7 protein-coding genes and 1 pseudogene are annotated in these 11,100 nt (G+C 52.8%); 4 read left to right on the plus strand and 4 right to left on the minus strand.

The window, feature by feature from the left end:
• The first annotated feature begins 23 nt into the window (after positions 1-23).
• The 4 genes and pseudogenes from K6K13_RS13920 to treC all read left to right on the plus strand — a co-directional run bounded on the left by K6K13_RS13920 (position 24) and on the right by treC (position 5,728).
• Positions 24-569: a GNAT family N-acetyltransferase gene (locus K6K13_RS13920; RefSeq protein WP_222157544.1), complete on the plus strand. Its 546-nt coding sequence runs from the start codon at positions 24-26 to the stop codon at positions 567-569.
• Between the two features lie 448 nt (positions 570-1,017).
• Positions 1,018-2,436: a PTS trehalose transporter subunit IIBC gene (gene treB / locus K6K13_RS13925; protein ID WP_222157545.1), complete on the plus strand. Its 1,419-nt coding sequence runs from the start codon at positions 1,018-1,020 to the stop codon at positions 2,434-2,436.
• 156 nt (positions 2,437-2,592) lie between these two features.
• Positions 2,593-4,010, plus strand: a pseudogene (gene treB / locus K6K13_RS13930) (PTS trehalose transporter subunit IIBC).
• A 47-nt stretch (positions 4,011-4,057) separates the two neighbouring features.
• Positions 4,058-5,728, plus strand: a complete 1,671-nt coding sequence (gene treC, locus K6K13_RS13935) for an alpha,alpha-phosphotrehalase (protein ID WP_222157546.1) — start codon at positions 4,058-4,060, stop codon at positions 5,726-5,728.
• A gap of 15 nt (positions 5,729-5,743) precedes the next feature.
• On the opposite strand, the gene tssK is transcribed toward treC, so the two are convergent.
• From tssK to nuoM, 4 genes are all read right to left on the minus strand, one after another.
• Entirely contained in the window at positions 5,744-6,913 is a 1,170-nt protein-coding gene (tssK, locus tag K6K13_RS13940; protein WP_252120292.1) for a type VI secretion system baseplate subunit TssK, read from the minus strand.
• 572 nt (positions 6,914-7,485) lie between these two features.
• Positions 7,486-7,797, minus strand: a complete 312-nt coding sequence (elaB, locus tag K6K13_RS13945; protein WP_222157548.1) for a stress response protein ElaB — start codon at positions 7,795-7,797, stop codon at positions 7,486-7,488.
• A gap of 200 nt (positions 7,798-7,997) precedes the next feature.
• Entirely contained in the window at positions 7,998-9,455 is a 1,458-nt protein-coding gene (gene nuoN / locus K6K13_RS13950; protein WP_222157549.1) for an NADH-quinone oxidoreductase subunit NuoN, read from the minus strand.
• Between the two features lie 6 nt (positions 9,456-9,461).
• Entirely contained in the window at positions 9,462-10,997 is a 1,536-nt protein-coding gene (nuoM, locus tag K6K13_RS13955) for an NADH-quinone oxidoreductase subunit M (RefSeq protein ID WP_222157550.1), read from the minus strand.
• Positions 10,998-11,100 lie beyond the last annotated feature (103 nt).

Here is an 11,100-nt window from a genome sequence, read left to right on the forward strand (position 1 = left end):
TAAAACAACAGCAGGGAGCTTCCATGTTACACGCACTGCACAAGCTACATCGCCCACCACATCTCACATTGGCATTGCAAGAAGAGCACGATGCCCCCGCGCTGTTTTCGCTGATACAACAGGAAAAGGCGCGTCTGCGCCACACTCTGGCGTGGCCAGACAGCGTGCAACACACTGAAGATACCCTGACCACGATCAGAAAGAACCGGGCGGATTTTTTTGCTGGACGCACAGCGGTCTATCTCATTCGCTGGCAGGGAGAAATGGCCGGCGTGGCATCCTTTAACAGCCTGAAAGCCTCTCAGGGAGAGATTGGTTATTGGATGGCTGAACGCTTTCAAGGGCAAGGCATCGCTTCACAGGCAATCCAGTTGTTAATTGATTCATTTACCGATGCCGCCATACTGGACACCTTCATCATCAAGGCAGCCACAGTGAATCAGCGCAGCAATGCGCTGGCACAACGCTTGGGCTTTGTGTTTGTCGAGCGCCTACTCGCCGCAGAAAAAATTGGAGATAACATTTACGATCAAAACCGTTATTGCTTGCAGCGCACGGCGTCACGATAGGCCAACGCACAGTTGGTGAATGTTGTTCCAGCAAAAAAGAGTGATATTCGTCACAAAAATGTTGAAACGCCGTTCTCTTTGGGCTACTCTTTAAAACGTGATGAACATCACACTTATTAATGAACCCAAGGAGACTGATTATGAAAATGTTCCGTGATATCAGTAAATTCTTCAAAAAAATGGGGAATGTCTATGTCAGCTACTGCGAACGTATCGGCTCAATCATCAGCCCGTTCTGATAACAGCCACTTTCCTCACTAAGGCCGCTTTTTCTCATCAGGCGGCCTTTGTTTTTCTCTCAGCTCACCTTCCCATTCTGCCAAGAACCGACTGTAACAACCGCGATTAGTTGATTGCGATCGCACTGCGGCTATCTTGTTTCCCCTGCTGCACGTTCATTACCTATCCTTAAACCTGTTCACTCTGGGTATTCACACAAGGACGCGCAATGAGCAAGGTACAACAACAAGATATTGAGCGATTAATCACGCTGCTGGGCGGAGCTGATAATATCGTCACGCTCACTCACTGCATTACCCGCCTGCGTTTCGTGTTGCAAGACCCTGCCCTGGCCGATTCCAAAGGTATTGAAATGCTACCGATGGTCAAAGGCTGTTTCATCACCGCTGGGCAGTTTCAGGTGGTGATTGGCACTGAGGTGGGCGATTATTTTCAGGCACTTAGCGCACGCACGGGTAAGGTCAACGCCAACAAAGAGAGTGTGCGTCAGTCAGCACGCAATAATATGACGACTCTCGAGCGCGGAATTTCTCACTTTGCTGAGATTTTCTTCCCGCTACTGCCTGCGCTCATCAGCGGCGGGCTGATTCTGGGTTTGCGTAACGTGATTGGCGATATTCCGTTTTCTGACGGGCAAACCCTGATCCAACGCCATCCTACCTGGCAATCACTGTATGATTTTCTCTGGCTGTTGGGTGAAGCTATCTTCTTCTACCTTCCAGTCGCCATTTGCTGGTCGACCGTGCGGAAAATGGGCGGGACGCCAGTATTGGGCATCATCCTGGGCATTACCTTAGTGTCGCCGCAACTGATGAATGCCTACCAGATAGGTCAGCAAATCCCTGACGTTTGGGACTTTGGCTGGTTTGCCATCGAAAAGGTTGGCTATCAGGCACAAGTTATCCCGTCGCTGTTGGCTGGCATTACGCTGGCGATGATCGAAACGCGGTTAAAACAATGGGTGCCTGACTCACTCTATCTGGTTGTCGTGCCTGTCACCGCTCTGCTGGCCTCTGTGGCACTGGCGCATGCCGTGATTGGCCCGTTTGGCCGCTTGATCGGTGACGGCGTCGCCTGGGTGGTGAAAGGACTGATGACCGGCAGTTTCGCACCAATAGGGGCCGCACTGTTTGGATTTTTCTACGCGCCGTTGGTCATTACTGGCGTGCACCAAACGACGCTGGCCATTGATATGCAAATGATTCATAGCATGGGAGGAACGCCAGTATGGCCACTGATTGCATTATCAAATATTGCCCAGGGCTCCGCCGTGATTGGTATCATTATCATTAGTCGCCGACACAATGAACGCGAAGTTTCCGTGCCAGCGGCACTGTCTGCCATGCTGGGCGTCACTGAGCCGGCCATGTACGGCATCAATCTAAAATACGGCTTCCCGATGCTGTGCGCCATGACGGGATCAGCCCTGGCTGGGTTGCTGTGTGGGCTTGTCGGCGTCACGGCGAACGGCATTGGCGTTGGTGGTTTACCCGGTATTTTATCCATCAAGCCGATGTATTGGGGCATCTACTTGGCGGCAATGGCGATTGCCATCGTGATACCAGCGCTGTTAAACATGGCGGTCTATCGACGTAAACTGCGCAACGCGACCTTACCTTTCCAATAAATGACGCGTTCAACGCGCCGCAGGCATCAGGTTTATCGCTTGGTGCCTGACAAATCTAATAATTCGCTCGTAATCCCCGCTCACTGGCGATTACCGACGCATCGTTGCCTATCCTTGATCCACCACTTCGCCCCATCCAAAGAAAAGGGTAGAAAAATTAGCAAGGTAGAGCCACAAACGATCGAAGACTTAATTACGCAGCTCGGAGGGAGACAGAACATTGTCACACTGACGCACTGTATCACTCGATTACGCCTGGTATTACAACACCCCGAACAGGCTAATATCGACAACATCAAAGCGCTTTCCGTAGTCAAAGGGTGTTTTACCCATGGCGGCCAATGCCAAATCGTCATCGGTACTGACGTTGAAGCCTATTACCAGGCATTACAGGCCGCCATCGGTAAAGCCCCTGAAAAGCAAGACGCAGCCCGGCACGCCATGCGCCATAAAATGTCACTGTGGGAACGGGCTATTTCACATTTCGCGGAGATCTTTTACCCGCTGTTGCCAGCCTTGATCAGTGGCGGTTTGATCCTCGGCGTCCGCAACGTTATCGGGGACATTCCGCTGGTTGAAGGTCTGTCGCTGATCGAGCGCAGCCCAGTATGCCGCACGATCTATGATTTTCTCTGGCTGCTGGGTGAAGCCATCTTCTACTATCTGCCTGTGGCGATCTGCTGGTCGGCGGTAAAAAAAATGGGTGGCACACCGGTGCTGGGCATCATTCTCGGTATCACGCTCGTTTCCCCTCAGTTGATGAATGCCTATTCTATCGGTCAGCAAATACCGGCGGTGTGGGACTTTGGCGGGTTTACGGTACAGCGTATCGGCTATCAGGCACAGGTCATCCCTTCCCTGCTGGCGGGTATTATGCTGGCAATGATTGAACGGCGTCTTAAAAAATGGATACCGTCTTCGCTGCATCTGGTGAGTGTCCCGGTGCTGTCGCTGCTGCTGGCGGTATTTCTGGCGCACACGGTCATCGGCCCGATTGGGCGCAGCATTGGGGATGGTATCGCTTGGGCAATCACAAACGTGATGACCGGCAGTTTTGCCCCTATCGGCGCGGCGCTGTTTGGCTTTCTCTATGCGCTACTGGTGATTACTGGCGTACACCAAACGACGTTGGCTATCGATTTGCAAATGATTCAAAGTATGGGAAACACCCCGGTTTGGCCACTGATTGCACTGTCAAACATTGCCCAGGGCTCTGCGGTGATTGGCATTATGCTGATCAGTCGCAAGGTGATGAACGAGAGACTTCCATGCCAGCGGCGATTTCCGCTATGTTGGGCGTGGCAGAACCCGCCATGTATGGTATCAACCTCAAATACGGCTTTCCCATGCTGTGTGCCATGATTGGCTCCGCGCTGGCGGCACTCTTGTGCGGCATGAGCGGCGTGATGACCAATGGCATTGGCGTGGGTGGCTTACCCGGCATACTGTCCATCAAACCCTCATTTTGGAGCGTCTATCTGGTCGCCATGGAGATCGCAGTCGTGATACCCGTGATACTGACCACCACGGTGTACCGGCGTAAACAACGACTGGGCGCATTGCCCAATGGGTAATTGCGTCCTATAACTAGCGTACAGGTAAAGCGCAAATGGGTAATGGTATGACAGCACCGCTTCCTTGGTGGCGCAATGGCGTCATCTATCAAATCTATCCCAAAAGTTTTCAGGACAGCACCGGTTCTGGCACTGGCGATCTGCAAGGAATTATTTCGCGTCTGGAGTATCTGCAACAGTTAGGCGTCGATGCGCTGTGGCTTACACCGGTATATCCCTCGCCGCAGGTGGATAATGGTTACGACGTTGCTGACTACTGCGACATCGATCCCGTCTATGGCACGATGCACGATATGGAAACGTTGATCGCGCAAGCTCACGGGTGCGGTATGCGTATCATTATGGATATGGTGTTTAACCATACGTCTACGCAGCACCCTTGGTTTATACAGGCCCAAACGCCTGATAGCGACTATCGCGCGTTTTACTGCTGGCGCGCGGGAACAGAAACGTCGCCCCCCAACAACTGGCGTTCAAAATTCGGCGGCAGCGCCTGGCAGTGGCATGCCGCCAGCCAGCAACATTACCTGCATCTGTTCGCACCACAACAGGCCGATTTGAACTGGGAGCACGCGCCGGTGCGTGAGGCGTTGCAAGCGATCTGTCACTTTTGGGCGGATAAAGGGGTGGATGGCCTGCGTCTGGATGTGATCAATCTGGTGTCGAAACAGCAGGATTTCCCTTCGGATAGCGAAGGTGACGGTCGCCGCTTTTACACCGATGGGCCACGTATGGTGGAATTTCTTCACGAATTCAACCGCACCGTATTCTCACCGCGCAAACTCATGACCGTCGGTGAAATGTCTTCGACCACCTTAGAGAACTGCCAACACTATGCCCCACTGACGGGTAATGCATTGTCAATGACGTTTAACTTCCATCATCTAAAAGTGGATTATCCGGGCGGAGAAAAGTGGACACTGGCTGCCCCGGATTTCATTGCGTTGAAAGCGTTATTTAATACCTGGCAACGCGGTATGCATAATAAAGCCTGGAGTGCACTATTTTGGTGTAATCACGATCAGCCACGCATCGTTTCTCGCTTTGGCGATGAGGGCGACTATCGCACACCGTCAGCCAAAATGTTGGCGATGGTGCTGCACGGCATGCAGGGTACCCCCTATATTTATCAAGGGGAAGAGATCGGTATGACCAACCCCGGCTATGACACCCTTGAGCACTATCGCGATATAGAAAGCCTGAATGTCTACGCGGAACATCTCGCCAAAGGTGAAACACCCGCGCAGGTGTTGCGTATTCTCGCCCACAAATCACGCGATAACGGGCGCAGCCCGATGCAATGGTCAGCTGCGCCGTCGGCAGGTTTTACGTCAGGTAAGCCCTGGATATCCCCCGGAACAGGTTACGCGGAGATTAACGTATCGCAGGCACTGGCCGATCCGCACTCGGTGTTTTACACCTACCAACGGTTGATCGCCCTGCGTAAAGCGCTGCCACTGCTGACCTATGGTGACTATCACGACCTGGCCCCTGAGCATCCAACCCTCTGGTTCTATCGCCGCCGCTGGCAGGGACAACAGTTGCTGGTGCTCGCCAATCTGAGTCGGGAAATACAGTATTACGCGCTGCCTAACCAGCCGTTCCCACAGCGCTGGCGCCTGCTGCTAAGCAACTATGATGATCCCCCGTGCACCCCGGTTTCACTGACGTTGCGCCCTTATGAGGCGATTTATTGGCTGTCTGATACCGAACTTTGAGGGGAAAACCACGGTTTACTCCTTCAGTACGGCGAAAAGTCTCAGCGATAAATCACCACAGTGATCGGGCACCGAGATAGCGCAGTGTCCGGAAGCCAGCGCATCCTGTACGCCGGAATGCTCAAGGTCGACGCTAAAGCAGAGGTTTTCCCAATTCAGAGGAATAACCGCAGGGATGTCATTAACCGGTTGCAACGGTTTGTCCTGACTCTCTGCGTCTTGGCGCACACGGACGGCATGTCGTGTGCCAACCGCACACTGCGTCATGATATGCGCACGCAACCGCTGCGAAGACCAGGATGAGTGCGCCAAAAGATAAATCTCAGAGACAGAATCCAGATTATGCGGCTGTAACTGCCCGACCCACAGATGGTCTTTTTCACGCCTTAACGCGATCCCCACGGTTCTGGCGGGCATACAGGTTTCAAGTAACGCACTGAGTAGTGAAAAGAGAGACGAAAACACCTCTGCGAGGCGAATGTGATCATAGCGAGGAATATCCGCCGCGCTCCACGCTTGCGTATAGGGCAACAGCGGCCCGGCTAACTTAACCAGCTCACGATAGACCAATTCCGGGTGCAACGCGGTTGCCTGGCTAATTTCACTCAGCACGGACTCGTAGCGATTTAGCACGTTCAACAACCAAAACAGTGGGATATCGGGCTGTCCATGCTTTCTGGGTTGTTCATGGCGCAGCGCCAGCAGACGGCGACGTTTGCTGCGAGAACGCGACAACAGTTGCTTCGACTGCGCCACCAGCATCGGCGAGGCGGAAAACGTTAGCAACGGTGGGATGAAAGACGCATCGATTTCCCAACGTCCTTGCCCATTGCGGTTAAGTCGCGCAATGGGATACGTGTGATAATCACGGTTTTCATCAACGCTAAAGCGTACACAAATTGCAGCGCTCGCGGCCATACCTAACTCTCGGGGTACTCTCTCCGGCGCGTTCACACCATAGGCTAATGCAGGCGGTTCCTGAACACGAGAAGGGTGAGGTAACGCATCGCACTGATGCTCGTTGGAAGGGAGCGCCAACAGCACATCCACCTGTTGCAGCTGTGGTGCCAAATGGTGATCCAACGGTACTGCACAACACAGCCCTGGCAATCTGGCAGCGTCGATCAACGTGCCGTCGGGTAAACACAGGCGCAGTTGCTTTAGCGTTAAAGACTGATGCTGCATCGCCTCTTCATCAAGTTGTAACGCTTCAACACCCCATGCATTTGACAATGATTGAGGTAAGGCGTGTTTGCGGCTCAGTCTGTTCTGCTCCGAAGTAAGCAGAGATGGCCGGGAAGAAAGCAAGGTGCATCTGTTCCATCGAGGCCTTGGCGTCTTCATGCTTGATGGTTCTCCTCAATATCTTCATGCATTCTGGCAATGCCGGTTTATACAGCAGAGTGTCTCAACCGACGTGTATGATGATAATACCTGCATCAGCCTCGTATCCAGACAGTAATGCACTTATCCGTTAGTGATATTATTTACAGGTAAGAGTAACGTTAATGACGGCAACACAGTAGCAGATATGGAAGCCAGGAAGAAACAAAATTATCCCTGGAAAAAAAAATGAGAATCTTCGCTTATAAAAAAGATATTTAGCATCGATAAATAAGTGGCGCATTTATTCCGTAACACACCATGATATAATACCCTAAGATAATATTTTCTTTAATATAGTCAGCGAATAAAGAAAAGCAAAAAAACAGCACGGTAATAATCATATTATCACCGTACCCTATTGAAAAATCACGTTAACGGCGTGCCAATAGCAGACCGAGCACAATCCCTAACGATGCGCCTACGCCTACACTGTGCCACGGTTTTTTATGCACATAACCGTCCGCACGATTGGCGACTTGTTTCGCCTTAGCATAATAACTGTCGGAAATACCTAATCTCGATTTAACTTCCAATAGGGCATTCTCCGCATTTTTCTTCAATGTAATATAAGCTTCATCGGCACTATCACCAGAATAACGCAATATATCATCTAATGTATCGGCTAATAATTTCGCATCATCTTCAATACGAATATCTTCTGTGGGTTGTTTTTTTTCAGCCATAATCGACTCCATGTTATTTAACTTAACGGTAGATTAACTATAGTCAAGTTCTTCACACAGTAGGGCCTTGATCACCACAGACCATTCCGAAAATAGAAACCAGGGTAAACAACACACCAACATGACAGCCAGACGCGCAAAAAAAAGCCGCCGCAACCGGGTAACGGCTGCGGAGGCTTTTATAGCGCAACGCGAGTGTATTACATCAACGGCTGCGCCATCTGCACCAGTGAAATCAGCGGCTGCGGATACAACCCCAACAGCAGCACGGCGATGGCTGAAATCAACACCACCACGCCGCCTGCGGTCAGCGCCCAGTTATTGGGCGTATCACGCTGACGTTCTTGCGGCGCCGTCAGATACAAGCTAACCATGACACGCAGATAGTAGTAGAGGCCAATGGCACTCCCCACCACCACCGCACCCGTCAGCCACCACAGCTTGGCGTCAACGCCTACGGCCAATACATAGAATTTGCCGAAAAAGCCCAGCGTCATCGGGATACCAGCCAGAGAAAGCATCATTACCGTCATGACCGCAGACAGAATCGGTTTATGCCAGAACAGCCCACGATAAGAGAACAGAGAATCCGCATCCGGGCCACGGTACGGGCTGGACATCAGGCTGACAACCCCAAAGGCCCCCAGGCTGCTGAACAGGTAGCCCGCCAGATAGACCCCCACGGTTTCTAATGCCAACTGGTGAGTTTGTACGGCAATCAGCGCCACCAGCAAGTAGCCGAGGTGAGCGATCGAAGAGTAACCGAGCAGACGTTTGATGTTGCTTTGCGCAACCGCCATCAGGTTACCAAACAGGATGGAGGCAAACGCGATAACACCCAGCGCCGTTCTGACCGAATCACTGTCAACCATTGGTGCATAGAGGAACAGACGCATCACTGCACCAAAAATGGCGATCTTGCTGGCGGTCGCCAAGAAGGTCGACACCGGTGCCGGGGCACCTTGATACACATCCGGCGTCCAGAAGTGGAACGGCACCAGCGAGAGTTTGAATCCCAAACCGACAATCATCATGCCGAGACCAGCCAGCAGCAGCGGCTCGTGCAGCGTACGATCTGCCATCCGCGCGCCCAGGCTGGCAAAGCTCAAGTTACCCGAATCAGCATAGACCAGCGCCATCCCAAACAGCAGGAAGGACGAGGCGGCAGCAGAAAGCAGCATATATTTGATGCCAGCTTCCAGCGAGCGACGCTGGCGAAACGCATAGCTCACCAGACCGAATAGCGGCAGTGAGATAAGTTCAATACCGATAAACAGCGACGCCAAATGGTTAGCACTGGCCAGCAGAACACCGCCCAGCGCAGCAATTGCCACCAGCAGATAAAACTCGTCGCGGTTATCCGGATAGCCTTCCAGCCACGGGTAAGCGAACGTGCAGGTCGCCAGACTGGCAAGCAGCACCAGCGCGGTGTAGAACATGGAGAAACCGTCTACCCGCAGCAACGGCGTCACGTCCATCGGCCCCGCGTTACCCACCAGAATCAGCGAGAACAACGCAATGTTAAGACCGATCACCGTGACAGTGGCATTGAAGAAATGGTTGCGTCGCCACGCAATGCACAGCATCACAACCACGGCGGTCAAACCGACGATTAACAGCGGCAGAAGCGCGACCAGGTGTTGAAGAGTTATTGTCATGGCGAATTACGGCCTTGTCGTTGAAAGTGTTGAATCAGTCACTGATGACATAAACCAATGCTGGATATTAGCCATTGCCGCATCAGACGTATTCAGGATGGTCTGCGGGAACAACCCGAGCAGCACCAGCAATACCACCAGCAACATCACCATCGACAATTCACGGGTGGACAGCCCCGGCAGTTTTTCCTCGGATTTGGGCGTGCCGTAGTAAGCGCGTTGCATCATCACCAGCGAGTAGACGGAGGCAAACACCAAACCAAACGTCGAAATCACAGTGATCACCGGCACCACAGGGTAGCTACCGAACAGAATCATAAACTCGCCGACGAAGTTGCCGGTGCCCGGCATCCCCAGCGTCGCTACCGCAAAGAACAGCGACAGTGCGGGCAAGAAACGAATGCGCGCCCACAGGCCACCAATCTGACGCAAATCACGCGTATGCAGACGCTCGTAAAGCTGGCCGCACAGAATAAACAGACCGGCCGCAGAAAGTCCGTGCGCAATCATCTGAATGACGGCCCCCTGATACGCCAGGTGGCTACCGGAGTAGATGGCAATCATCACAAAGCCCATGTGAGACACCGACGTGTAGGCAATCAGGCGCTTGATATCGGTCTGCATAAACGCCATCCAGGCGCCGTAGAAGATACCGATAACACCCAGCCACATCGCGATAGGCGCAAATTCATGGGACGCATTGGGGAACAGCGGCAGGCTGAAACGCAGCAGACCGTAGGCCGCTGTTTTCAGCAAGATACCCGCCAGGTCGACAGAACCCGCCGTCGGCGCCTGACTGTGCGCATCCGGCAACCAACCGTGCAGCGGCACAACCGGCATTTTCACCGCAAAGGCGATAAAGAAGCCCAGCATCAGCAGGTATTCCACGCCGCGCGACATCGGAGTGTGCAGCAGATCGGTGTAACTAAAGGTCCACACCCCAGTGGCATCGTGATGCACAAACACCAGCGCCAGAATAGCAATCAGCATGATCAAGCCGCTGGACTGGGTGTAGATAAAGAACTTGGTGGCCGCGGTAATACGCGTTTTCCCATCGGAACCTTTATGTCCCCACAGTGCGATGAGGAAATACATCGGCACCAGCATCATCTCCCAGAAGAAGAAGAACAGGAACATGTCAATCGCCAGGAACACGCCAATCACGCCGCCCAGGATCCACAACAGGTTCAGGTGGAAGAAGCCCTGATAACGTTGGATTTCATTCCACGAACACAGGATTGCCAACACCCCCAGCAGACCGGTCAGCACTACCATCAGCAGCGACAACCCATCCAGCGCCAGGTGAATACCGATACCGAAGCGAGGAATCCACGGCACGTTGTATTCAGACTGCCAGAGCGGCACATCAGCCTGCGCCGTTAAAGAGTACCCGCCCTGCAACCAAAGCAGCAGCGACAGCACCAGCGTTAACCCCATCGATATCAGTGCGATCCAGCGCGGCACGCGGGTGCCGAAGCGCTCGAGCTGCCAGCACAGCAGGCCGCCGATAAAGGGGAGAAGTATTAGCCAAGGTAGTAGCATGGCGTTTTGCGTCCCTAATTTTAAGAAATCTGAAAACTTGCTGTGGCGGTAGCCATTCGTATTGGCTTCCCGCCCCTGCGCATCATTACTGCGTGTTTTTCAT

The organism is Symbiopectobacterium purcellii, from assembly GCF_019797845.1.
Classification (GTDB): Bacteria; Pseudomonadota; Gammaproteobacteria; order Enterobacterales; family Enterobacteriaceae; genus Symbiopectobacterium; species Symbiopectobacterium purcellii.